Raw genomic sequence first — 25,056 nt, forward strand, 5'->3', positions numbered from 1 at the left:
AAGATTTATATTTTCTTTAACTTTGAGATTCTAGGTCGTCCCAAAACTCATAGGCACGGCGTAAATGCGGAATAACAATAGTGCCACCCACTAAGGTAGCGATGCCTAAAGCTTCAACCACCTCTTCTTTTTTCAATCCTAACTTATAAGATGTTTCTAAGTGATACTTAACGCAATCATCGCATCGTAGCACTGTAGAAGCTACCAATCCTAGAAGTTCCTTTGTTTTTACATCTAAGGCGCCTTCCGCGAAAGCGTTAGTATCTAAATTAAAGATGCGCTTTATAATTTTGTTGTTATCGGCTAAAATCTTGTCATTCATTTTAGCTCGGTAGTCGTTGAATTCCTGAACGCTATTTGACATGCTGTTTTTCTTTTCGTTTTTGATTTCTAACTACAATTCTAGAAATTAGAATACTTACTTGATATAAAATTAAAATAGGAATGGCTACGATTACCTGACTCGCAATATCTGGCGGGGTAATAACGGCCGACAAAATAAGGACGATTACCAAGGCGTATTTTCTGTATTTCTTTAAAATTTCTGGCGTTACTAAGCCTATTTTGGTAAAGAAATAAATAATGATAGGAAGCTCAAAAATGAGTCCGGAAGCCAATGCCGACGAGCGCACCAAAGCTATGTATGAGCTGATGTCAATTTGGTTGTCTACCATATCGGAAATGCTATAATTAGCCAAAAAATTGATTGAAAGTGGAGTTACAATGTAATAGCCAAAAAGGACGCCAATAAAAAACAAGAGTGACGAAATAATGATAAAACCTCTTGAATGTTTACGCTCGTCACTATGTAAACCCGGACTAACAAATTTCCATAATTGGTAAATAATATAAGGAAATGAAATGATAAAACCTCCTAGAATAGCGGTCCATATATCGGCAGAAAATTGCCCGGCCATGGTTCTGTTCTGTAAAATTAGAGGTATTTTTTCATTACAAAACGTGGTGTCCAAATTCATTAAGGTCGCCATCTTACATAAAAAATCATAAGTTGGGAAACTCATGTGTAAAGGGGCGAAAATGATGGAATTGAAAATAAATCGGCTAAAAATAAAAGCCAGAGTTCCCACAATTATTATGGAGCCACAAATGCGGATAAGATGCCATCGTAAATCTTCGAGATGGTCTAAAAATGACATCTCATCAATGTTCTTTTTAGCCATTATATGATGCCTTCTTTAATTAAATCATGTAAGTGTACGACGCCAGCGTAAAGGCCTTCATCTTCAACGAGAAGTTGTGAAATTTCATGACCTTCCATAACCTCTAAAGCTTCAATAGCCATGGCTTTGGCTTCGATACGCTTAGGATTTGCGCTCATGATATCTTTAGCCGTTAGATTTGAGAAATCGTCAACTTTAGATAACATTCTACGTAAATCACCATCGGTAATAATACCTATAATTTTATTGTTTTCAACCACAGCGGTAACCCCGAGCATTTTTTCCGTAATTTCAATAATGACATTTTTTATGCTTGTATTAGGTTCTACTTTTGGTTTTTCGTTTACCGAAGAAATATCATTAACAGTTAAATACAATTTCTTACCCAAAGCACCTCCAGGATGGTATTTTGCAAAGTCGTTGCTTGTAAATCCGCGTAACTCCAACAAACAAATGGCAAGGGCATCACCTACAACCAATTGTGCTGTTGTACTTGTGGTTGGTGCTAAATTATTAGGGCAAGCTTCTTTTTCAACATAGGCGTTTAAGACATAATCGGCATGCTGACCTAGAAAAGAGTCTTTGTTACCTGTAATGGCGATAAGTTTGTTTTTAACACGTTTTATAAGTGGGACAATCACTTTAATTTCTGGGGTATTTCCGCTTTTTGAAAGGCAGATAACCACATCGTCTTCTAGAATAAGTCCTAAATCACCATGAATCGCGTCGGCTGCATGCATAAAAACCGCAGGAGTACCTGTAGAATTTAAAGTAGCCACTATTTTATTGCCAATAATAGCACTTTTACCAATTCCTGTAATAATAACGCGCCCTTTTGAATTGTAAATTAAATCAACGGCGCTAGCAAACTCATCGGTTACCAGACTAGACAAATTTGAAATAGCCTGACTCTGCATTTCAATGGTCTGCTTTGCAATGTTAATAATAGACTGTTTGTCTTTCAAAATTTTGTATTTTTGATTTGATTTTTAAAGATTTTAGTATCTTTAAGTAATAATCAGAATTGAATATTAATTGTAATTTGAATTTTCGTTACAAAACTAACGAAAAAATAAATGAGGGATCTTGAAATTACACGAATTAATTAATGCTTCAGTTTTGATTGTTTTTTAAAAAGAAGAAGCAAGTAAATTAATTATTTTAAACTGATGTTAATAGCAAAACAAGACATTCAGGCAGCTTTGAAAAAGTACTTTGGATTTAATCAATTTAAAGGACTTCAAGAAGATGTTGTTGAAAGTATATTATCAGGGCAACACACTTTTGTGATTATGCCCACAGGAGGTGGTAAATCACTTTGTTACCAATTACCGGCTTTAATGCAGGAAGGTACAGCTATTGTGGTTTCACCTTTAATTGCATTAATGAAAAATCAAGTAGACGCCATTCGAGGTGTTTCGAAAGAGGAAGGTATTGCTCACGTATTAAATTCATCCTTAAATAAAACAGAAATAAAACAGGTTAAATCGGATATCACCAATGGTATTACGAAACTCCTGTATGTTGCTCCAGAATCTTTAACTAAAGAAGAAAACGTCGAGTTTTTAAGGTCGGTGAAAATTTCTTTTTTAGCCATTGATGAAGCCCATTGTATTAGTGAATGGGGACATGATTTTAGACCCGAGTATCGAAACCTTAGACATATTATTAAGCGTATTGGCGACAATATTCCAATTATTGGTTTAACAGCAACAGCCACGCCTAAAGTACAGGAAGACATTATTAAAAACTTAGGGATTGGTGATGCCAAAACCTTTAAAGCGTCTTTTAATAGACCAAATTTATATTACGAGGTAAGGCCAAAAACCAAGCAGGTTGATGCCGATATTATTCGTTTTATCAAACAAAATGATGGTAAATCGGGTATTGTGTATTGTTTGAGTCGAAAACGTGTTGAAGAATTAGCACAAGTTTTACAGGTTAACGGTATTAATGCTGTGCCTTATCACGCTGGTTTAGATGCTAAAACCCGTTCTAGCCATCAAGACAAATTCTTAATGGAAGATGTCGATGTTGTGGTTGCTACTATTGCCTTCGGAATGGGGATTGATAAGCCCGATGTGCGCTTTGTAATCCATCATGATATTCCGAAAAGTATAGAGAGTTATTACCAAGAAACGGGCCGTGCCGGTCGTGATGGTGGTGAAGGCCACTGTTTGGCGTTTTATAACTACAAAGACATTGAAAAGTTAGAAAAATTCATGTCTGGTAAGCCTGTTGCCGAGCAAGAAATCGGACAAGCGTTGTTGCAAGAGGTTGTCGCTTTCGCGGAAACATCCATTTCGAGAAGAAAATTTATTCTTCACTATTTTGGCGAAGAATTTGACAATGAAACTGGTGAAGGTGGCGATATGGATGATAACGTTCGTCACCCTAAAAAGAAAACGGAAGCCCAAACTGAAGTCAAGCTGATTCTTGAAGTGATTCGCGATAGTAATGAAAAGTATAAGTCTAAAGATTTAGTAAATGTGCTTGTTGGGCAAGAAAATGCCATGATTAATTCACACAAAACCAATGAACAACCGTTTTTTGGTTCTGGGAAAAATCACGATAAGAAATATTGGATGGCTTTATTAAGACAAGCTTTAGTGGCAGGATTTCTTAAAAAAGACATTGAAACTTACGGCGTTATTAAATTAACTCCCGAAGGACACGATTTTATTAAAAATCCGAGTTCATTTCTTATGACCGAAGATCATGTTTTTGAAGGCGAGCAGGAGGATGGTAGCATTGTGACTTCACAAAAAGTAAGTGGTGCGGTTGCTGATGCGGTTCTTATGGGCATGCTTAAAGATTTACGTAAAAAGAACGCGAAGAAATTAGGAGTGCCTCCTTTTGTTATTTTTCAAGATCCTTCTCTAGAAGATATGGCCTTAAAATACCCTATAACTTTAGCAGAATTGGCTAATGTTCATGGTGTTGGCGATGGGAAAGCGAAGAAATATGGAAAAAGCTTCATCGATTTAATCGCGAAATATGTTGAAGAAAATGATATAACACGCCCCGAAGATTTGGTAGTGAAGTCTACAGGAACAAATTCGGCTAATAAGTTGTATATCATTCAGAATATAGATAGAAAATTACCTCTTGATGATATTGCCGCTTCTAAAGGCATGACCATGGAAGAGTTTATCAAAGAAATGGAAGCTATTGTTTATTCCGGAACCAAACTGAATATCGATTATTGGATTCATGATATTTTAGATGAAGACCAACAAGAAGAAATTCACGATTATTTTATGGAATCGGAATCAGATAATATCACAGCTGCTATTGATGAGTTTGATGGCGATTACGACGATGAAGAACTGCGTTTGTATCGTATCAAGTTTATTAGTGAAGTAGCGAATTAGAATTTAGAAACATAAGTTTAAAAGGCTGTGAGGTGTGTTAATCATCTCATAGCTTTTTTTATTTGCCGTATGCCTTATGCCGAAGGTATGGGTTTGTTGAGGTTGTCCTCTCTTTTAAACCTAATAACCATCAACAAACAACCGTTATTAAGCAACTTCTTTAGATTCATATTTCTTGATATCATCTAATTCAGACTTTTTCTTATCTCGTTCCTCTTCGATATCATAATCATCTTGAAGGCCTAACCAGAATTTGGCAGAATTTCCAAAATATTTGCTTAAACGAAGCGCTGTGTCGGCTGTTATTCTACGTCTTCCTTTTATAATTTCAGAAATCCTTGTTTGAGGTATTTTTAAATCTTTAGAAAGTCGGTAAGCCGAAATTTTAAGCGGCTCAAGAAATTCAAAGTTTAAAACTTCTCCAGGGTGTATATTTGCTAATTTTTCCATTTTTCTAATTTTTTAATGATAGTCCATTATTTCAACATCACTTGCGTTTCCATTTTCCCATTGAAATATAATACGCCATTGCTTGTTAATTCTAATGCTATAAAAATCGCTTAGTTTTCCAGTCAGTTTTTCCAATCTGTTGGAAGGTGGAATCCTCAAATCCGAAATGTCTTGGGAGTTGTTGAGCATTCTTAATTTTCTGCGTCCAATATTCTGGATTTCAATTGGCATTTTCTTAACACGGCTACCGTTCCATATTTTTTCGGTCGCTTTCGAACCAAATGATATTATCATAATAACTTTTTACGTTACTAACGTCAAAGATAAGTATAATGTTTTAATTTAACTATTAAGGCTGACTCCAAATTTCATACAGCCATAATGTCTTAATCAGAAATCATTCGTTATCTTTGCACTTTCTTAAAAAATAGAACAATGCAAGACGGATTATACGCAAAATTTAATACGACAAAAGGAGAAATTCTTGTGGCTTTAGAATTTCAAAAAACACCAGGAACGGTAGGTAACTTTGTTGCTTTAGCTGAAGGAAATTTAGAAAATTCGGCGAAACCTCAAGGAAAACCTTATTATGATGGATTAAAATTCCACAGGGTTATTCCAGATTTTATGATTCAAGGTGGTTGTCCTCAAGGTACAGGTTCTGGAAATCCAGGATACCAGTTTGATGATGAGTTTCACCCAGATTTAAAGCATGACGGACCAGGAGTTTTATCGATGGCTAATGCAGGACCAGGAACAAACGGGAGTCAGTTTTTTATAACACACGTAGAAACAGCTTGGTTAGATAACAAACACACTGTTTTTGGAAAAGTGATTGAAGGTCAGGATGTAGTTGATGCTATTGCTCAAGGTGATGTTATTGAATCTTTAGAGATTGTTCGTGTTGGAGCAGAAGCAGAAGCGTTTAATGCTATTGAGGCTTTTAGAACTTTTGAAGGATCTAGAGAAAAACGTTTAGCAGAAGCCAAAGCACAAGCTGAAGCTGAATTAGATAAACTTGCTACAGGTTTTAATAAAACGGAAAGCGGCTTACGTTACCAAATCATCCAAAAGGGAGATGGCGCGAAAGCTGAAAAAGGTAAAACAGTTTCTGTACATTATAAAGGGCAATTGTCTGACGGTACAGTTTTCGATTCGTCATACAAACGTAATTCACCAATCGATTTTCCTGTTGGCGTAGGACAAGTGATTTCAGGATGGGATGAAGGTATTCAGTTATTACAAGTAGGCGATAAGGCACGTTTCGTAATTCCTAGCCACTTAGGTTACGGAAGTAGAGGTGCTGGAGGTGTTATTCCACCAGATGCTACTTTAGTATTTGATGTTGAGTTAATGAGCGTGAAATAAACCGCTTTTAAAATAAGTATAAGAGGCTGTTTGACAATTCAAATGATATTGACTTTTCTTACAGCCTCTTTTTTTTTGTTGTAACTATTTATTGTGTAATTTCATAATCCATTTAATTGCCATTAAAAATGACTAATGCAGAGCTTGAAAAATTACGTTACCCTATTGGAAAATTTGAATGCCCAAAATCGATTTCTAACTCAGATTTAAACACGTGGATTTCTGTTTTGGAGCAGTTTCCAAAGCGCTTAGAGTCATTAGTAGAAAATTTGAATGACGCCCAATTAGATACTGAATACCGTCCTGGAGGGTGGACCATCAGGCAGGTTGTTCATCATGTTTCTGATAGCCATCATCATAGTTATACACGATTTAAATGGGCTTTAACGGAAGATAAGCCGCTTATAAAAGCGTATTACGAAGACCGCTGGGCAGAACTTTCAGATTCTAAATTCGCACCTATTGATATGTCTCTGCAGCATATTAAGGCCATTCATTTTAAGTTGGTCTATTTATTAAAATCCTTAACGGAAGCTGATTTAGAGCGCTGTTTTATTCATCCTGAAACGAACAGTGAGGTGAAGCTGAATTTCCAAATAGGCAACTACGCTTGGCATAGTAATCATCATTATGCACATATTGAAAATGTCATGAAACAAAAAGGTTGGTTGTAAAATGATTAGAGAATTAAAGCCCGAGGACATTCAAGCCTTATTGGATATTTATAATTATTACGTGTTAAATTCGGTAGCGACTTTCGATATTGATGCACTAACTTTGGATGATTTTCAACATAAAATAGATGGTATCAAAAAAGATTACCCATTCCTAGTTTACGAAGAAAATAATGAAATTTTAGGCTATGCTTATGGCAGTCGATTTCGTCCTAAACCTGCATACAGCCATGTTGTGGAGTCTACGGTTTATGTAAAGCATGGCGCTCATGGTAAGCAAATTGGTACAAAGCTTTATGCTGATTTACTCAAAAGACTAAAACAAAACAATTTTCATACGGTATTAGGGGTGCTTACTATTCCTAATGACGCCAGTGTTAAACTACATGAACATTTTGGTTTTGAAAAGGTGGCGCATCTTAATGAGGTCGGATTCAAATTTGATACCTGGCAGCATGTAGGGATTTGGCAATTAAAACTGAAGTAAAAGTAATAATTAGTATTATTAAGACTTCCACTTTATATTACAACCAATACTAGGTTTTTGTATCGCTTCATTTTCCTTTCCTGATAATAAACAATCTAAGGCCAGTTTTAAATCGGCTCCAGTAACGGGCTTTCCGTTTCCAGGACGCGAATCGTCTAATTGTCCACGATAAACAAGAGATAAATTTTTATCGAATACATACAAGTCTGGGGTGCAGGCCGCATCATAGGCTTTAGCTACGGCTTGACTTTCATCATAAAGATATGGAAAAGGGTAGCCTTCATTTTTAGCATGAATTCGCATTTTTTCTGGGCCATCCTGTGGGTAGTTTGCTGCATCATTACTTGAAATGGCAATAAAAGCAATACCATTTTCCGCGTAAGCGTTTGCAATGTCAACTAGGGCCTTGTTGATATGAATTACAAAAGGGCAGTGGTTGCAGATAAATAGGATGACTGTGCCGTTTTTACCTTTCAGATCATTCAAATTTAAAGTGTTGCCACTCACGGTATCTGGTAGCTCGAAAAATGGTGCTTTTGTGCCTAAGGGCAACATGTTTGAAGGGGTGTTTGCCATGATAAAAAGTTTAACCAAAGTTCGGTAATATTTGTATTTTTAAAAAATGAAAGCGACAATTACTTTTGAAGAATTTACTAAAGTTGACCTTCGGGTAGGTACCATTATGGAAGTGAAAGACTTCCCTGAAGCAAGAAATCCGGCGTATCAACTGTTTATCGATTTTGGTGATCTTGGGATTAAAAAAACTTCGGCGCAAATTACAACACTTTACAAAAAAGAAGACTTGATTAACAGGCAAATCGTTGCCGTTGTTAATTTTCCGAAAAAACAAATTGCTAGATTTATGAGTGAATGTTTGGTAGTTGGCGCTGTAAACGGGAAAGATGTAGTACTTTTGAACCCTGAAAATCCAGTTAAAAACGGTACTACCGTAAGCTAGATTTAAATCACATTTCGGATACATCTGAGATGCACCATACATCAACCAGAAGTAATAACCTAAACAAGTTTGAAATATATTTTTTTAAGGGCTATTAGGGGGTATATGAAGATTGGCATGTTTTTCTATTTTAAGAAAATAACGGTCTTTAATAAGGAACGCCTACCTAAAAACAAGCCAACACTCATTTTATGTAATCACCAAAATGGTTTAATTGATCCTTTGTTGATAGCCGTGACAATCGATCGCTTTTTACATTATTTAACCCGTGCAGGAGTTTTTACCAAACCTTTCCTAGCGAAGTTGTTTCATTGGTTTCAAATGCTACCTGTTTACCGTATTCGCGATGGTTGGGGGAATCTAACAAATAATAATGCTATTTTTGAAACCTGTACCAAGTTGATTAGTCAAGGGGAAACTGTGGTTATTTTTCCTGAAGGCGGACATGATTTAAGGCGTACCGTAAGGCCGTTAAGCAAAGGGTTTACTCGAATTGTATTGGATACGCTTGAAAAATATCCCGAAACAGACCTACAGTTGCTACCTCTAGGTTTAAATTACGAGGGCATTTTAAATTTCCCTGATAAAGCCACCATCCACTTTGGTGAGTCTATACCAGCCAAAAGTTTGTATACGGGACAGAGAAACCAAGATGTTATAACGCTTAAAGCCAGAATTCAAGCTGAAATGTCTAAGCTTACGACAGTAATACCAATAGAGGGGTATCAGGAAACGCTGGATAAACTAGAGTCTTTAAAAGTAGATTTTTTAAAACCACAGGCCGTAAATGCTTGTATTAAAAATAATTTTGAAGCCCCTGTAAAACGCCCTAAAGCTCGATTTGTCTGGTTAAAAAAGCTCTTTCGTTTCTTATTAATTGTGAACTACATCATGCCTTATGTGGTATGGAAATATTATGCGCAACCAAAAATTAAAGAGCTTGAGTTTGTAGCGACTTTTCGTTTCGCGGTAACTATTGTGTTGGGGCCGTTTTGGTTGCTTTTAACAGCGTTTGTAGTAGGAGGTTTGTTTGGTTTTACAGCCGCCTTGTATTACGTGGTAATGAGTTTAGTACTGGTATTGGTTGCAGTGAAATTATAGCATAAAAAAACCGCTAAAGGAGTTTAGCGGTTCTTGATTTGTTATTTGGCTATTTTAAATATCGTCAAAACTAATATCAGTAAAACTTTCAGGAGTTTTTAATTCATCTTCCGTAACTCTACTTGTAGGGTCGTATTCTTTTTTGAAGTCCTTTTGGTGACGCTCGCTAATCACTTCGTCTCCTTTTTCGTTAATGATATAATCGGTCATTTCTGTTAAAATCTCTTTAAACTCAGCGAAATCTTCCTTATAAATATAAATTTTATGTTTTTTATAATGAAATGATCCGTCGTCATTAGTGAATTTTTTACTTTCTGTAATAGTTAAGTAATAATCATCTGCTTTCGTAGCTCTTACATCAAAAAAATAAGTGCGTCGTCCTGCTCTCAAAACTTTTGAAAAAATTTCCTCTTTCTCCATCATACCGTTATTATTCATAGTCGAATTAAAATTAATATATAATCATTTTGTATCAAAAATCTAAAAAAAACCGATAATAAGCAACAAATTTTGAGGTTTCTTTTTGAATTCTGAAGTTTTGTTGCATTTAATTAAATTTTACAAGCTGAGGTTTCGTTTTACTGTAAAGATTTACAGTGGGTTAGCTGTGTTTTCACTCAGTTGTTTTAAATAGAGTTCCTTGTAATATCCATCAATATTTATCAAAGTATCGTGGGTGCCTTCCTGCACAATTTTACCATCGTCTAACACTATAATTTTATCAGCATTTTTAGCTGCTGATATACGATGACTTACAATAATACTCGTTTTTCCTTTCGATATTCTGTTAATGTTATTTAATATTTTCTCTTCAGTTTCGGTGTCTACAGCCGATAAGCAATCATCAAACAATAATATTTTAGGTGATTTGATTATGGCTCTCGCAATGGAAACCCTTTGTTTTTGTCCTCCAGAAAGTGTTATACCGCGTTCACCCAAAATGGTATCATAACCCTTATTAAATTTCATGATGTTTTTATGTACCTGAGCATTTTTAGCCGCTTCGATAACATCGTCATCGGTAGCATCATGTTTACCGAATTTTATATTGGTTTTAATGCTGTCTGAAAACAGAAAAGCATCCTGAGGCACGTAGCCTATACTATTTCTTAAATCGACTAAGTTTAAGGCGGCTATTTCAGTGTCATTAATAAGGATGGAACCTTGATCGATATCATAAAGACGTCCTACTAAATCTAAAACCGTTGATTTACCCGAACCTGTTTTTCCTAAAATGGCTAAACTGTCGCCAGGTTTAATATGAAAACTAATGCCTTTTAAAGCTTGAATATTAGTATCGTCGTATGTAAAATAAACATCTTTAAATTGAACATCTCCTGTAATTTCAGAATGATTGGCGTTGTTGTTTTTTATTTCTGGTACGATTTTTAAAAACTCATTAATCCGTTTTTGAGATGCTTCTGCCTGTTGGACGATGGAGGTCACCCATCCTACGGTAGCCACTGGCCAGGTGAGCATATTCACGTAAATGATAAATTCGGCAATGGTACCTATACTTTTTATTTCACCGTTAATGTATTGCATGCCTCCAACATAAATAACCAAGAGGTTACTAGCGCCAATAAGAAGTACCATCATGGGGAAAAACCAAGCTTGTACTTTATTTAAATCTATTTGTTTGTCTTTACTTTCCTTAGCAAGCGTATTAAAATTTGAAGCTGTTTGTGGTTCAATACCATAAGCTTTTATTACCGATATACCACTAAACGACTCTTGTGTGAAAGTAGAAAGCTGCGATAAATATTCTTGTACAATGGTACTTCGTTTGTGGATCTCTTTACTTAGTTTATAAATGATTATTGATAAAATAGGTAAAGGTAAAATGGTGTACAGAGTTAATTTAGGCGATGCATTAACCATGTAAATAATAACAATAACGAAAAGGGCTATGGTATTGATGCTGTACATAATGGCCGGACCAGCATACATACGAACACGTCCCACATCTTCTGTAATACGATTCATTAAATCGCCTGTTCTATTTTTTTTATAAAAATTTAAAGACAGTTTTTGGTACTGCTCGTAAATTTCATTTTTTAAATCGTACTCAATATAACGAGACACATTAATAATGGTCTGTCTCATAAAAAAGGTAAGAATACCGCCTATAAAAGCAGCACCAATAATATATAAAATGGCCTCTGTTAGATCTGCTTTAACGGCTGCTTCAGTAGCGTTGTTTTTAAAAGCATCTTCGATAATTACAAAAATCTTTTTAACATATCGCGGCGTGAATAATAGAAATATTCTAGCAACTATGGTAATAACAATACCTAATAATAGATGTGTTTTATATTTATAAAAGTATTTGTTAAGGTGCTGTAATTCTTTCATTCAAAAATTAAAATAGTAGGGCAAATATAGGGGATAATTGATAATTACCACCTTTAAGCTAGGGCTCTAATTGTTAAATATCGTTAAAGCCTATTTTAAATTATTTAGGATTATTTTTTTATTTAACTACAGCTTAAGGCCATGTACCCTGAAGGTTTTATTTTTAAGAATGCATTCGGATTTTACTATAATATATTGATGCTGAAAATTACGACTACACAACAAGAACTCAAGTGTCTTTTAAATACATATTGCTTATAATAAATACGTGAATAGTATATTTCTTTTTAAATATAGTGTTATTTTTGCGGCGTGAAAACAATGGAAACCTTCATCTATTTAAATTAAAGTTCTTTGTAATGATGTTAAGCAGAAGACATATTCGTGTAAAAGTAATGCAAACCATGTATGCTTTCAAAGGCAGTGAAAGTGATGATTTTAGTAAAGATCAAAAATTTCTAGTCTATAGTATTGAAAACATGTACAATTTGTATCTATTAATCATTTCTTTATTGATTGAGGTACAAAAGAGAGCAGAAGATGATTTGCAAAAAAAGCAAAACAAACATCTGGCTACTAAAGAAGATAAGGATCCTAATAGAAAGTTTGTAAACAATGAACTTCTAAAACTTCTGAAAGATAACATCCAACTAGAAGATGAAATTAAAGGCAATGGTCATATAAATTGGGAGCTTGATAATGAGTATGTCGATGTGATCTTTAAAGCCATTACATCAAGTGAATTATATGCTGAATATATGAAAACGCGTGTTTCCGACTTTAAAGAAGACCGCGCTTTTATAGTTGATGTGTTTAAAGACATTATTGCACCTAACGATAAGTTATACGATTATATCGAGGATAAAAATTTAACGTGGTTAGACGATCTTCCAACGGTAAATACAACGATATTAAAGCTGCTTAGAAAAGCTAAAGCGACATCACCAGAAAAACATTTTACACCAAAACTTTATAAGGATATCGAAGATAAACAGTTTGCGGTAACCTTGTTTAAAAAGACCTTATTAAATAGAACAGCTATTAATAAGGAAATAGAACAAAAAACTAAAAACTGGGATGCCGAGCGTATTGCGAGTGTCGATTATGTGCTATTACAAATGGCCATTTCTGAAATTAAAAATTTCCCGTCAATTCCTGTAAAGGTAACCATGAATGAATATTTAGAAATTTCTAAAGAATATTCAACACCTAAAAGTAGCATTTTTATAAATGGGATTTTAGATAAATTGGTTAAGGAGTATGAAGCTGAAGGCACCTTAACAAAAGTGGGCCGTGGCCTCATGTAATCTACTACATGTTAATATCTGTTAAGAAAATAGCAAAAATTTTTAATAGTTTAAATAATTGCTATTTTTACGCACCAAACCTAATAAAAACAACGCACTATGAAAAAAGTAATTTTAGGATTAACCACATTATGTTTAATCGCATTTACATCATGTAAAGATAATGCCGCTGCTAAGATTGATGAATCTAATGTTACTGCCGCTGCAGAGCGCGATGCTAATGCTTCGGATTTTCCAGTATTAGAATTTGATAAAAAAGAGCACGATTTTGGAGAAATCGTAGCAAAAACTCCAGTTGAAACTGTTTTTAAATATAAGAATACAGGTAATGCTCCTTTAGTAATTACCGATATTAAAAGTTCTTGTGGTTGTACAGTGCCTCAAGATTGGAGTAGAGAACCTTTAGCACCAGGAGAAAGCGGACAGTTTACTGTGAAGTTTAATGGAAGTGGCGATAATAAAGTGTCAAAATCTATTACGGTAACAGCAAATACTGAAAAAGGAACAGAAATTGTTAAAATTTCAGCGTTTGTAAAACCAGCACCAGAGAAGAGTTAATAACAGCTAATAAGCTAAATCTATTATAAATTATGGGAGAAGGTCTAGGTAGTTTACTACCATTTGTATTAATGTTTGTTGTTGTGTATTTCTTTATGATTGCACCACAAATGAAACGTGCTAAGAAAGAAAAGAAATTTGCAGCCAATTTAAAACGTGGCGATAAAGTGATTACCAGAAGTGGTTTACACGCTAAAGTTTTGGAATTAAACGACAAAGACGGAAGTTGTATTTTAGAAACCATGTCTGGAAAATTAAAATTCGATAAGTCTGCAATTTCTATGGAAATGAGTGAAAAACTTAATGCTCCCGAAAAGAAATAAAACCTATTAATACGGTTTAAAAAGCTCCCTTAATAAGGGGGCTTTTTTTTGTTTTAAACTTTTCATGTCGTGTCAATTCTAACAAAAGAGAAAGGGGATTAAAATTATCTTAACGTTCCAAATTTGCTATTGGGGGTTTATTTACGTAAATTTGTGAAATGAGACAAGGAATACATGAAAATAAAAATTTTAGAATATTTAACTTCAATTTTTTAGTGTTTAGAATCCAATCCGATAAATTCATCCCTCCTTCTACCTAGCGTAATCGCTTTATCAATTTCATTTTAAACAGTTTACCTTTTAAATATTTTTGTATGGAACAAGATATTATTTAATAGGTATATTTTTTTATTCAAAACATTGCTTGTTGTATCTTGTAATTTAGATGTAACTATAACTTATGCCCGAAACTAAATCTATTACAATAAAAAATTTTGATGCCTTTACAAGGTTATCCATGAATGATATTAACCGTACTGCCAATTTCATTCACGAACATTCAGGAGATTTTAAAGACCCTATAAGTGCTATAAGAAAGTCGTTGTTGTACGCAGCAAAGGAGATAGCGGGTCTAGGGGGCTATGTGTTTCTTATGGAGCATAAAGATGAGATTATTGGAGCTGTTGTTGTCAATAAAACAGGCATGAATGAATATTTATCTGAAAATATTTTGGTTTACATTGCCGTAAATGAAGCATATCGCGGACAAGGTATTGCAAGTCAATTGATAAAACATACCAAGCGTTATTGTAGAGGTGCTATAGCTACGCACATTAATAAAGATAACCCCATTATTAAGTTGTTTGAAGATGAGGGGTTTGAAGCTAGAAATATTGAAATGCGATTAACTAGAAAATAATAATTAATTGCAATAAATTTAAAACAGAACACATGAAAATTTTATATATTAAACGTCGAACGCAATACGAAAAGCGTTACAGCATAAAAATGGGTGAACTCATAACAAAAGTAACATCAATTAAAAAGTATCTTTTTGGTTTACCTGTTAAAACACTTCACTTAAATAAAGAAACATATTATAAAGAAACAAAGCACCCTAAGGATGGGATGCTATTTGTTTAAATTATACTAACTATACAAAACATAATAATTAACCAAAACATACACATGAAAGTACTAGTAATCGGAGCAGGGAATATGGGGTTAACCTATGCCGAAGGGATGTCTACATCTAAACTTCTTAACAATAATAATATCATGGTTCTTGATAATAGCGAGGAAAAGCTAAAGGAACTTGATGAAATTCCATATTTTGATGCTTGTCGAGATTTAAAAGACTGTGTGCCACAAGCTGATATCATTTTTATAGCAGTGAAACCATTTCACGCCGAAAGTGTTTTTGAAAACTTAAAGCCTTTAACCAACAAAAATCAAATTATAGTTTCGGTTATGGCAGGGGTAACCATAGCAGCCATGAAAAAAATGTCAGGATTAGACAAAATAGTTCGAGCTATGCCAAACCTACCAGCACAAATCGGGAAAGGTTTAACATCTTTTGTGGCTTCAGCTGAAGTTTCAGAACAAGAAGCTAGCGATATTGAGTCGTTATTAAGCACCACAGGAAAATCTTTAAAAGTAGCTTCTGAAAATTATATCGATGCTTCAACAGGTATTTCTGGTAGCGGACCAGCTTATGTATTTTTCTTTATGGAAAGTATGATGAAGGCAGCGCTTGAAATGGGCTTTTCAAATGAAGATTCAAGAACTTTAGTAACACAAACCTTTGCTGGAGCCGTAGAACTTTTTAACCAGTCGGATCTCACGCCAAAAGAGTGGATGGATCGTGTAGCTTCAAAAGGAGGGACAACACGCGCTGCTTTAAACTCTATGGAAGCCAATAAAGTAGATGTGTTAATTAGAGATGCCGCTTATGCCGCATTTAATCGTGCAATTGAACTTGGAGAAGAACATTAATTATGTATAAAGAAAGAGTAGTTATAAAAGTTGGTACAAATGTCATGACCAACAAAGACAATAGAATTGTTAGACCTGTTTTAAGGAATTTAGTAAGACAAATTTCTGAACTTTACGAAAGAGATATCATGGCAGTTTTAGTCTCTTCAGGTTCTGTAATAGCAGGTAAAGAAGTATTAGGAAAATCTAAAATTAAAAATAAAGCACAACGACGTCAGGTGTATTCTTCTATCGGGCAACCAAGAATGATGCGTCTGTATTACACCATTTTCTATGATTATGGTATGAAATGTGCCCAAGTACTGCCTACAAAACGTGATTTCACACCGGGAGTTCATAGAGAAAATATGATTAATTGTGTGGAAGGTTTAATGCAAGAAGGTGTAATACCTATTGCTAATGAAGATGATGCGGTGTCGGTTAAGACATCTATGTTTTCTGATAATGATGAGTTGGCATGTTTAATCGCACAGCTGATAAATGCTGATAAATTGATTATTTTAACGGATATCGACGGACTTTACTCTGGCCATCCAGAAGCTAAAAACAGTAGTTTGATTTCTAATGTAGATCCTGATGATGATTTACAAAAGTATATTAAAGAAAGCGGTAAGGCTGAAGGTGAAGGCCGTGGAGGCATGGGATCTAAACTAGATTACGCTCAAGAGGCGGCTGCTAGAAACATTCCAACCTATATTGCTAACGGAACAAATCCGAATACCATTATTGATATTATAGATGGAAAAGATGTCGGTACTAAAGTGTCTTTATAAGCGTAGCATTATAATTTAAATAAAAAAGAGGCATTCTAGAAAGTTATTTTTTCGTCAATCTGAATTTATTTCAGATTCTCATAATTATTGGATTTCAATGTTATGAGATTCTGTGTCAAGCACAGAATGACGATTGTTTTACCTTTTCAGAAAGCCTCTTTTTTATATAACAATAACAAAAACGTATTATGGGTTTAAAAGCCCCTCTATAGAAAGGTAGCGTTCACCTGTATCGTAATTCATAGTTAAAATAACAGCATCTTCTTCAACATGTGAAAGTTGTTTTCTCACTGCTGCCAATGAAGCACCTGTGGAAATTCCAACCAAAATGCCTTCTGATTTTGCGATATTTTGCACTTCAGCGAAAGCTTCTTCTTTAGTAATTCTAACCGCACCATCGATAATGTCTTTATTAAAAACTTCTGGGAAAAAACCTGGTCCAATACCTTGTAATGGGTGAGGCCCCGGTTCGCCACCAGAAATAATAGGCGAATCGTTTGGTTCGACAGCAAGCACTTTTAAATTAGAGAATTTTTTCTTTAAAACTTCTGCAACACCTGTGATGTGTCCGCCAGTACCAACACCAGTAATGTAATAGTCTAAACCATCAGGGAAATCTTTTTCTATTTCTAAAGCGGTTGTTTTTTTATGAATTTCGGGATTTGAAGGGTTGGTAAACTGCGATGGCATCCATGAATTTTTGTTGTTTTCAACCATCTCATTGGCCTTAGCGATTGTTCCTCCTAAACCTTCTTCTTTTGGAGTAAGCACCAAATTAGCGCCATAGGCGGCCATTAAAGCACGACGTTCAACACTCATGGATTCAGGCATAACTAAAGTTAACTTGTAACCTTTTATAGCACAAACCATGGCTAGACCAACACCTGTGTTTCCGGACGTCGGTTCTATGATATCGGTGTCTTTAGTGATGAGGTTGTTTTTTTCGGCATCTTCAATCATAGATAGTGCAATACGATCTTTAATACTTCCTCCTGGATTCGCTTTTTCAAGCTTCATCCAAACGTTGTTATTTGGAAATAAATGACTCAATCGTACCACCGGTGTGTTACCAATGTTTTCTAAAATATTATTAATTTTCATGTTCTTATCTATTTGATGATTTTAGTTTTAACAATTTTTGTACTTATCATTTAGCCCTATACCTTTTAAAATCATAGGTTGTATTTTTTCTAAGCGTGCTTGCTTTGTGGCATCTCGTTTAGCTGTAAGAATGTGTTCGCAATATTCGCGTTGCTTATAAGGCGCTAGGTTTTCAAATTGAGACTTTAATGCTGTGTTTTTTTGTAATACATCCTGTAATGCTTCTGGAATAATGAGTTCCTTGGTCATTTTTTTGGGTTTTACATTGTTACCACGCTTCTCGTTTTCTATAGCTTCTTTAATATAGGTAAGCACCAAAGATTTGTTAATGGCGTCATGAACCTCAAATCGCATTTGACGAAGGGCTTTATTAGCATCTTCTTCTTTAGAAAAAAGCTGATGTTCATCCTTTAGGCTTAAACCGTTGTAAAACCAAATACAACAGTGGTTATTAAAAGCTGCTATGGATAACACATTCTTATTGTTTATGGTATAGGTAGGCGCATTCCATTTTATGGTTTCCTCAAGAGGCGTAGAAAGTATAAGCGCTCGTAAGGTTTCTAACATATCACGAAACGCGTCATGGTTTTCTAGGTATTCTTCAACCGAATTAACTTTTTTCACAACAAATTATTTTATAATAGCTGTTTGTTCAGCATCACCTCTAGACCAAATATGATAGCGCACTTCATAGCCTTTAGGTGTGTAAATTATAACTGGGAGCTTACTGTTATACCTTATAGTTTCACCATTAGATTTTACAAATTCTTGATGTTTAGAATTATCGGGACACATTTTTCTTGTACTAATAATTTGGCCGTTAGTTACGAAGTTATAGTAAGAATATCCCCAACCAGAAACCGTTTCTTCTTTAAATGTCCCTACTAAACTAGCTTTATTACAATCGACTTCGGCAATTTTACCAACATAAACTTCTACTTTAAAAGCATAATCATCTTCCGTTACGGGTAAATTAATAATATGCCTCAATTGATCATCTGAAGCTTCAGGATACATGCTAATGTCGTGCGTTTTAGCGGTAGTAGTCATTTCTGTTTTACTGTTTTTGGTGGTAGTCGTATTATTTTGAGCTTTACAGCTGAAAAGCACGATTAAGGCTGACAAGATTAAAAAATTAAATTTCATAATTATTATTTTAAATGTTATTGTGTATTCTCTTTTACTACGACTACGACTAAAATTATATTTAGGCTTTAATAGCGGTGATTTCAGCAATTTTACAAATCACTTCAGTCGCTTTTATCATGCTTTCCACTGGAACGTATTCAAAGCGTCCGTGAAAATTATGTCCGCCTGCAAAAATATTCGGACAAGGTAAACCCATATAACTCAGTTGAGCCCCATCAGTTCCACCTCGAATGGCTTTAATGATTGGTTTTACACCGGTTTGTTTCATGGCCTCTTCAGCAATGTCTACAATATGCATTACGGGTTCTATTTTTTCAAGCATATTAAAGTATTGATCTTTAATTTCGGTGACGATTACCTCATAACCATATTGATCATTTAACTCATTAGTTAATTTGGTCATCACTTCTTTTCGAGCTTCAAAATGCCCTTTATCATGATCGCGAATAATGTACTCCAATACTGTTTCTTCAACATCACCTTTTATATTATGTAAGTGAAAAAAGCCTTGATATCCTTCGGTGTGTTCTGGAGTTTCCATGCGGGGAAGGGAATTGATAAACTCGGTAGCGATGTACATGGAATTGATTAATTTTCCTTTGGCATACCCTGGGTGTACAATTTTTCCTTTTACTTTAACTACAGCTCCTGCGGCATTGAAGTTTTCGTATTCGAGCTCTCCAATTTGACTCCCATCCATGGTGTAAGCCCAATCGGCTCCAAATTTTTCAACATCAAATTTATGAGCACCACGACCTATTTCTTCATCAGGTGTAAAACCTACTTTAATAGGACCATGTTTAATTTCAGGGTGATTTATAAGGTATTCCATGGCCGAAATAATTTCACAAATTCCAGCTTTATCGTCGGCACCCAAAAGCGTAGTCCCATCGGTTGTAATTAAGGTTTGACCGACGTATTGTTTTAAATCTTCAAAATAATCGGGTGATAAAATGATGTTTTCAGCTTCATTTAGTACAATATCTTTACCATCGTAAGATTCAATTATTTGCGGATTAACATGAGCGCCAGTGAAATCTGGAGAGGTATCAAAATGTGAGACAAACCCAATGCTAGGTACATCGTGATCCACATTACTTGGCAAAGTTGCCATAATATACGCATGCTTATCAATACTCACGTCCTGCATCCCAATGGCTTTAAGTTCTTCAACCAACTTATTGGCTAAATCCCATTGTTTTTCCGTGCTAGGGGTGGTGTTCGAGTTTGGATCGGATTCTGTATCTACGGTTACGTAACTCACAAAACGTTTTATAATGTGTTCTTTTGATATCATGCTATTAATTTTTCGTGGAAATTTAGTTGTAAACATATTGGTTTACAGAGTTATAAATGTTTTAGTCAATGAGGATCTAAATTACGAATATTAATTTTTTTTGGCTTAAGAAATAGTTGATTTTTTATTTAGATGAATAAGCAGTATTTTTGCACAAATAATAAAGATGTACAAACTTTTACTTCGCCCGTTATTTTTCTTGTTCGATCCAGAAAAAATTCATCATTTTACCTTTTCATTAATTAAAATTTCATCTAAAATCCCTGGTGTTTCAGCCATTTTTAGAGGACTTTATATGATCGAAGACAAGCGTTTAGAACGTCAGCTTTTTGGTCTTACTTTTAAAAACCCGGTTGGATTGGCGGCCGGATTTGATAAAAATGCCGTGTTGTATAATGAATTGGCTAACTTCGGATTTGGTTTTATCGAAATAGGAACGGTGACTCCAAAAGGACAAGCTGGAAATCCGAAGAAAAGATTATTCCGTTTGAAAGAAGACCAAGGCATTATTAACCGCATGGGCTTTAATAATGAAGGTTTGGAAGCAGCCATATCACAACTAAAAAAGAATCAAGGAAAATTAATTATAGGAGGAAATATTGGTAAAAACACGAATACAAAGCCTGAAGATTACACCAAAGATTATTTAGAGTGTTTTAACGCTTTACATCCTTATGTCGATTATTTTGTACTAAATGTAAGTTGCCCAAATGTAGGCAGTCATGCCAAATTAAATGATAAAGATTATTTGTTAGAGTTAATAGGTGCGGTACAAAAGGCCAACAAAACTTTTGAAAAGCAAAAGCCTATCGTTTTAAAAATTGCTCCAGATTTGAATAACGTGCAACTGGATGAAATTATTGAAATTGTAAATCAAACCCAGTTAGACGGTGTAATTGCTAGTAATACGTCTACTGATAGAAGCGGATTAAAAGCCACACCAGAGCAGTTAGAAGCTATTGGTAATGGTGGTTTAAGCGGCCAACCTGTTAAAGATAAAAGTACAGCAGTTATTAAATATTTGGCTGAAAAAAGCAATAAAGCCTTTCCTATTATTGGTGTTGGTGGTATTCACTCGGGAGCCGATGCCTTAGAAAAGTTAGAGGCTGGAGCCGATTTGGTTCAAATTTATACAGGCTTTATTTACGAAGGTCCTAGCTTAATTAAAGAGATCAACCAGGCGATTCTCAACAAATAAATTTTAATTTTTCTGATCAATAGATATTCTGAATACTTAAAAATTAATCTTAATTTTAGCCTTCATTTGGAAATTTATGTCTGCACCCATTAAAATTATTGAATGCCCACGTGATGCCATGCAAGGTATAAAGCAATTTATACCCACGGCTCAAAAAGTGCAGTACATTCAATCGTTATTGCGTGTTGGTTATGATACCATCGATTTTGGTAGTTTTGTTTCCCCAAAGGCCATTCCTCAAATGGTAGATACGGCTGAGGTATTATCACAGCTAGATCTAAGTAAAACGACTAGCAAGCTTTTGGCCATCATTGCAAATACCCGAGGGGCATTAGATGCCAGTCAGCATAAAGAAATTAATTACTTAGGATATCCGTTTTCTATTTCAGAAAATTTTCAAATGCGTAATACGCATAAAACCATTGCACAATCTGTAGAAACGCTTTCTGAAATTTTAGAAATTGCAGATACATCCAATAAAGAGGTTGTGGTTTATATTTCTATGGGCTTTGGTAACCCTTATGGTGATCCTTGGAGTGTGGATGTTGTAGGGGAGTGGACCGAAAAATTGGCTAGTATGGGGGTTAAAATTTTATCCTTGAGTGATACGGTTGGCACTTCGACACCCGAAACCATTGATTATCTTTTTTCTAATTTGATTCCAGCGTACGAACATATTGAATTTGGAGCACATCTACACACCACTCCAAATACCTGGTTTGAAAAAATTGATGCGGCTTATAAGGCAGGATGTACGCGTTTTGATGGTGCTATTCAAGGTTTTGGTGGATGCCCAATGGCCAAAGATGAACTCGTAGGAAATATGCCTACCGAAAAACTACTTTCTTATTTTACAACCCAAAAAAGAAATGCATTGAACGCTTTAAGTTTTGAAAGCGCCTTCAATGAAGCCTCCAAAATCTTTAAGGTTTTTCATTAATTCTCGTGTTATTTCAATTAAATCTAAATAAACTTTGAGTTTTTAATATTGCGTTATATATTTGCGCCTGAAAAAGACGACAGTTTAAAATAAGTCTAAATAAAACTAACATTCAAATAAAGTACTAATGAAAAAAGTAATTCTAAGCCTATTTGCTATATCTGCATTGTTTCAATCGTGTTCAAATGATGACGACGGAGGAAGTTCAAACAACAATGTCACTGCACCAGATACCTATGTGTTTACAAGAAATGGGAATTCAACGGTAAGCTTTAGTGGGCAAACGACTCGTATTCAAATGGCTGAAGAGATTGTTTCTGCGTTAAAAGATCCATTATCTACAGAAGTTCAAATCGATGCCATGTTCAATCATGCTCAAGGTGAAGATAATTTCTTAGAAGCAGGATTAAACGCTTCAGATAAAAACGTAAGAAGCAAAGTAGCTGCTTCAACCGATTATTTTTCGGCAAATTCAACCGATGCTGCTGCAATAAAAGCAGATTTTGACACATGGATTGAAGAACAAGTTAATATTGTTTTTCCTGCTTGGAATCTAACAGCATCAGCAGGTGTTGCTGGAGCTATTCAGCAATCTAGTGGTACAGTACGTTATGTAAATGCTAAAGGTTTAGAGTACAACCAAGCCTTTGCTAAAGGTTTAATAGGAGGTTTAATGTTAGATCAAATTTTAAACAACTATTTAAGTACTGCTGTTTTAGATGCTGGAACTAATGTTGATGATAACGACAATGAAGTTTTAGAATCTGGTAAAGATTACACAACTATGGAGCACAAATGGGATGAGGCTTATGGTTACTTATTTGGTAATGAAGACAACCCAGCTGAACCAGAATTAGGAGCTGATCAATTTTTAAATGAGTATTTAGATAGAGTTGCTCAAGATCCAGATTTTTCTGGAATTGATGTTGAAATTTATAACGCCTTTAAATTAGGTAGAGCTGCAGTTACCGAAGGAGCATATGCACTACGTGATGATCAAGTTGATATCATTAGAGAAAAATTATCTATTGTTCCTGCAGTACGTGCCGTTTACTATTTACAAGCCGGAAAAAATAATTTAGATGCCGATCCAGCAGCTGCTTTTCATGCCTTATCTGAAGCCTACGGATTTATCTATAGCTTACAATTTACTAGAGATATTGAAACAAATGAGCCTTATTACTCTAAAACAGATGTTGATGTTATGCTAGATATTTTAATGGCAGGTGAAGGTTTCTGGAGTGTTTCTGAAACAGTTTTAGATGACATGTCAGAAGAAATCTCTGCTAAGTTTGGTTTCTCTGTTGAAGCTGCAGCAGATGCTTCAAACTAAATAAATAAATTTTATTAACAGCAAAGGTATCAATTGAGATACCTTTTGCTGTTTTTCTATATTTGAAAATATTTTAAGTTATGTTTACCTTACGAAAAGTTGTTTTAGCCCTAGTTTTAGTTTCATTATGTGCTGCTTGTAGTTCTTCATCTTCTGATGATGGATCTTCTGAAAACAAAGATTCTTATGATCGAGGCGACTTATTGGTTAATTTAGCCGATAACATTATTATACCTGCTTATCAAGATTTAAATACAAATCTTAAGACTTTAAAAGCAGATAAGGATGCCTTTGTTGCCTCTCCAGATCAGGCACATTTAGATGCTTTAAGAACTTCTTGGTTAGCATCTTATAAGGTATGGCAATCGGTTGAAATGTTTAACATTGGGAAAGCCGAATCCTTACTTTATGGTTTTCAAATGAATGTGTATCCAACTTCAGTTCAAGAAGTTGAAGCCAATATCGCTTCAGGTTCTTACGATTTAACGCATCCTAATAATAATGATGCTGTTGGTTTTCCTGCAGTCGATTATTTACTTTTTGGGGTAGCTGCCGATGATGTTGCGATTGTAAATGTTTATAACGATGCCAAATACACAAAATATTTATCTGATCTAATTGATCAAATGCAGGCCTTAACCGAAACGGTGTTAAATGATTGGACATCATCTTACAGAGATGTTTTTGTAAGTGAAACAGGGAATACGGCAACTAGTGCTTTAAATAAATTCACCAACGATTATGTTTTTTATTTTGAAAAAGGACTAAGAGCTAACAAAATAGGAATTCCTGCTGGTAATTTCTCCTCTACACCATTACCAGAAAAGGTGGAAGGATTTTACAGTAAAGTATATTCAAAAACATTGGCTTTAGATGCTCTTGATGCTTCTCAAAATGTTTTTAACGGGAAAGCTTATGCAACAAGTACTACAGGAGAAAGTTTTAAAACTTATTTGCAGTTTTTAGATCGTCAAGATTTAGTTACTCAATTTGAAACTCAATTTGATGAAGCGCGTGAGAAACTAAATATGTTAAACGACGATTTTTACACTCAAGTAACAACAGATAATACAAAAATGACTGAAGCTTATGATGCGTTACAAAAAATAGTCGTTTTATTAAAAGTAGACATGCTTCAAGCTTTCAATATTAGTGTAGATTATGTAGATGCCGATGGCGATTAGTAATCATATA

Annotated in this window: 29 protein-coding genes; 17 read left to right on the plus strand and 12 right to left on the minus strand. The window is 34.8% G+C overall.

From position 1 onward, the window contains the following. Positions 1–16 precede the first annotated feature (16 nt). The 3 genes from JJL45_RS08365 to JJL45_RS08375 are packed head-to-tail and all read right to left on the minus strand — an operon-like array spanning position 17 to position 2,098. Positions 17–364 (minus strand): carboxymuconolactone decarboxylase family protein, encoded by a 348-nt coding sequence (locus tag JJL45_RS08365; RefSeq protein WP_068602914.1) that lies wholly within the window; start codon positions 362–364, stop codon positions 17–19. Then, positions 354–1,181 carry a twin-arginine translocase subunit TatC gene (gene tatC / locus JJL45_RS08370; RefSeq protein ID WP_068602913.1) on the minus strand — a complete coding sequence of 276 codons (828 nt, stop codon included), beginning with the start codon at positions 1,179–1,181 and terminating at the stop codon, positions 354–356. Before tatC ends, JJL45_RS08365 begins: the two co-directional genes overlap by 11 nt. Beyond that, positions 1,181–2,098, minus strand: coding sequence for an SIS domain-containing protein (locus JJL45_RS08375; protein ID WP_410529952.1), 918 nt, complete (start codon positions 2,096–2,098; stop codon positions 1,181–1,183). Before JJL45_RS08375 ends, tatC begins: the two co-directional genes overlap by 1 nt. 252 nt (positions 2,099–2,350) lie before the next feature. On the opposite strand from JJL45_RS08375, the gene recQ reads away from it, so the two are divergent. Continuing rightward, a complete protein-coding gene (gene recQ / locus JJL45_RS08380) occupies positions 2,351–4,555 on the plus strand; it encodes a DNA helicase RecQ (RefSeq protein ID WP_068602911.1) in 2,205 nt (734 codons plus the stop codon). Positions 4,556–4,702: 147 nt separating this feature from the next. Here the strand turns inward: recQ and JJL45_RS08385 are convergent, their stop codons facing one another. Further along, positions 4,703–5,005, minus strand: a complete 303-nt coding sequence (locus tag JJL45_RS08385) for a HigA family addiction module antitoxin (protein ID WP_068602910.1) — start codon at positions 5,003–5,005, stop codon at positions 4,703–4,705. Between the two features lie 12 nt (positions 5,006–5,017). After that, positions 5,018–5,299 (minus strand): type II toxin-antitoxin system RelE/ParE family toxin, encoded by a 282-nt coding sequence (locus JJL45_RS08390; RefSeq protein WP_068602909.1) that lies wholly within the window; start codon positions 5,297–5,299, stop codon positions 5,018–5,020. 141 nt (positions 5,300–5,440) lie between these two features. Between JJL45_RS08390 and JJL45_RS08395 the strand changes: the two genes are divergently transcribed. From JJL45_RS08395 to JJL45_RS08405, 3 genes are all read left to right on the plus strand, one after another. Further along, complete coding sequence (locus JJL45_RS08395; protein ID WP_067150626.1) at positions 5,441–6,373, plus strand: peptidylprolyl isomerase; 933 nt, start codon at positions 5,441–5,443, stop codon at positions 6,371–6,373. Between the two features lie 128 nt (positions 6,374–6,501). After that, positions 6,502–7,047: a YfiT family bacillithiol transferase gene (locus JJL45_RS08400; RefSeq protein ID WP_068602908.1), complete on the plus strand. Its 546-nt coding sequence runs from the start codon at positions 6,502–6,504 to the stop codon at positions 7,045–7,047. 1 nt (position 7,048) lies between these two features. Beyond that, the gene (locus tag JJL45_RS08405; RefSeq protein WP_068602907.1) at positions 7,049–7,534 is read left to right on the plus strand and encodes a GNAT family N-acetyltransferase; all 486 of its coding nucleotides are present in this window, start codon (positions 7,049–7,051) and stop codon (positions 7,532–7,534) included. Positions 7,535–7,552: 18 nt separating this feature from the next. Here JJL45_RS08405 and JJL45_RS08410 read toward each other — a convergent pair whose 3' ends face one another. Continuing rightward, positions 7,553–8,110, minus strand: coding sequence for a thioredoxin family protein (locus tag JJL45_RS08410; protein ID WP_068602906.1), 558 nt, complete (start codon positions 8,108–8,110; stop codon positions 7,553–7,555). 46 nt (positions 8,111–8,156) lie between these two features. On the opposite strand from JJL45_RS08410, the gene JJL45_RS08415 reads away from it, so the two are divergent. Beyond that, positions 8,157–8,492: a tRNA-binding protein gene (locus JJL45_RS08415; protein ID WP_068602905.1), complete on the plus strand. Its 336-nt coding sequence runs from the start codon at positions 8,157–8,159 to the stop codon at positions 8,490–8,492. A 69-nt stretch (positions 8,493–8,561) separates the two neighbouring features. Beyond that, on the plus strand, positions 8,562–9,593 hold the full coding sequence (locus JJL45_RS08420) for a lysophospholipid acyltransferase family protein (RefSeq protein ID WP_242521377.1): 1,032 nt from the start codon (positions 8,562–8,564) through the stop codon (positions 9,591–9,593). A 54-nt stretch (positions 9,594–9,647) separates the two neighbouring features. Here the strand turns inward: JJL45_RS08420 and JJL45_RS08425 are convergent, their stop codons facing one another. Further along, positions 9,648–10,031, minus strand: coding sequence for a PUR family DNA/RNA-binding protein (locus JJL45_RS08425; protein ID WP_068602904.1), 384 nt, complete (start codon positions 10,029–10,031; stop codon positions 9,648–9,650). Positions 10,032–10,184: 153 nt separating this feature from the next. After that, positions 10,185–11,948, minus strand: coding sequence for an ABC transporter ATP-binding protein (locus JJL45_RS08430; protein WP_068602903.1), 1,764 nt, complete (start codon positions 11,946–11,948; stop codon positions 10,185–10,187). Between the two features lie 359 nt (positions 11,949–12,307). On the opposite strand from JJL45_RS08430, the gene nusB reads away from it, so the two are divergent. From nusB to proB, 7 genes are all read left to right on the plus strand, one after another. Further along, positions 12,308–13,255: a transcription antitermination factor NusB gene (gene nusB / locus JJL45_RS08435; protein ID WP_082935903.1), complete on the plus strand. Its 948-nt coding sequence runs from the start codon at positions 12,308–12,310 to the stop codon at positions 13,253–13,255. 99 nt (positions 13,256–13,354) lie between these two features. Further along, the gene (locus tag JJL45_RS08440) at positions 13,355–13,813 is read left to right on the plus strand and encodes a DUF1573 domain-containing protein (RefSeq protein ID WP_068602902.1); all 459 of its coding nucleotides are present in this window, start codon (positions 13,355–13,357) and stop codon (positions 13,811–13,813) included. A 32-nt stretch (positions 13,814–13,845) separates the two neighbouring features. Continuing rightward, complete coding sequence (gene yajC / locus JJL45_RS08445; RefSeq protein ID WP_067150649.1) at positions 13,846–14,136, plus strand: preprotein translocase subunit YajC; 291 nt, start codon at positions 13,846–13,848, stop codon at positions 14,134–14,136. A gap of 400 nt (positions 14,137–14,536) precedes the next feature. Beyond that, positions 14,537–14,995: a GNAT family N-acetyltransferase gene (locus JJL45_RS08450; RefSeq protein ID WP_082935902.1), complete on the plus strand. Its 459-nt coding sequence runs from the start codon at positions 14,537–14,539 to the stop codon at positions 14,993–14,995. A 32-nt stretch (positions 14,996–15,027) separates the two neighbouring features. Further along, positions 15,028–15,219, plus strand: a complete 192-nt coding sequence (locus tag JJL45_RS08455; RefSeq protein WP_068602901.1) for a hypothetical protein — start codon at positions 15,028–15,030, stop codon at positions 15,217–15,219. 45 nt (positions 15,220–15,264) lie between these two features. Next, positions 15,265–16,071, plus strand: a complete 807-nt coding sequence (gene proC, locus JJL45_RS08460; protein ID WP_068602900.1) for a pyrroline-5-carboxylate reductase — start codon at positions 15,265–15,267, stop codon at positions 16,069–16,071. Between the two features lie 2 nt (positions 16,072–16,073). Continuing rightward, complete coding sequence (proB, locus tag JJL45_RS08465) at positions 16,074–16,844, plus strand: glutamate 5-kinase (RefSeq protein WP_067150658.1); 771 nt, start codon at positions 16,074–16,076, stop codon at positions 16,842–16,844. 186 nt (positions 16,845–17,030) lie between these two features. Here proB and cysK read toward each other — a convergent pair whose 3' ends face one another. The 4 genes from cysK to pepT all read right to left on the minus strand — a co-directional run bounded on the left by cysK (position 17,031) and on the right by pepT (position 20,391). Then, entirely contained in the window at positions 17,031–17,945 is a 915-nt protein-coding gene (gene cysK, locus JJL45_RS08470; protein WP_068602899.1) for a cysteine synthase A, read from the minus strand. Between the two features lie 27 nt (positions 17,946–17,972). Continuing rightward, positions 17,973–18,569: a YdeI/OmpD-associated family protein gene (locus JJL45_RS08475; RefSeq protein WP_068602898.1), complete on the minus strand. Its 597-nt coding sequence runs from the start codon at positions 18,567–18,569 to the stop codon at positions 17,973–17,975. Positions 18,570–18,575: 6 nt separating this feature from the next. Further along, a complete protein-coding gene (gene eco / locus JJL45_RS08480) occupies positions 18,576–19,091 on the minus strand; it encodes a serine protease inhibitor ecotin (RefSeq protein ID WP_082935901.1) in 516 nt (171 codons plus the stop codon). Positions 19,092–19,152: 61 nt separating this feature from the next. Continuing rightward, positions 19,153–20,391 (minus strand): peptidase T, encoded by a 1,239-nt coding sequence (gene pepT / locus JJL45_RS08485; protein WP_068603132.1) that lies wholly within the window; start codon positions 20,389–20,391, stop codon positions 19,153–19,155. Between the two features lie 166 nt (positions 20,392–20,557). On the opposite strand from pepT, the gene JJL45_RS08490 reads away from it, so the two are divergent. From JJL45_RS08490 to JJL45_RS08505, 4 genes are all read left to right on the plus strand, one after another. After that, complete coding sequence (locus JJL45_RS08490; protein ID WP_068602897.1) at positions 20,558–21,589, plus strand: quinone-dependent dihydroorotate dehydrogenase; 1,032 nt, start codon at positions 20,558–20,560, stop codon at positions 21,587–21,589. Positions 21,590–21,665: 76 nt separating this feature from the next. Next, positions 21,666–22,529 (plus strand): hydroxymethylglutaryl-CoA lyase, encoded by an 864-nt coding sequence (locus JJL45_RS08495; RefSeq protein WP_068602896.1) that lies wholly within the window; start codon positions 21,666–21,668, stop codon positions 22,527–22,529. A 127-nt stretch (positions 22,530–22,656) separates the two neighbouring features. After that, positions 22,657–23,862 carry a DUF4856 domain-containing protein gene (locus JJL45_RS08500; RefSeq protein ID WP_068602895.1) on the plus strand — a complete coding sequence of 402 codons (1,206 nt, stop codon included), beginning with the start codon at positions 22,657–22,659 and terminating at the stop codon, positions 23,860–23,862. A gap of 80 nt (positions 23,863–23,942) precedes the next feature. After that, the gene (locus tag JJL45_RS08505; RefSeq protein ID WP_068602894.1) at positions 23,943–25,046 is read left to right on the plus strand and encodes an imelysin family protein; all 1,104 of its coding nucleotides are present in this window, start codon (positions 23,943–23,945) and stop codon (positions 25,044–25,046) included. The last annotated feature ends 10 nt before the right edge of the window (positions 25,047–25,056 follow it).

The sequence above is a fragment of the Tamlana sp. s12 genome, assembly GCF_016767215.1.
In the GTDB taxonomy this organism is placed as follows: Bacteria; Bacteroidota; Bacteroidia; order Flavobacteriales; family Flavobacteriaceae; genus Pseudotamlana; species Pseudotamlana agarivorans.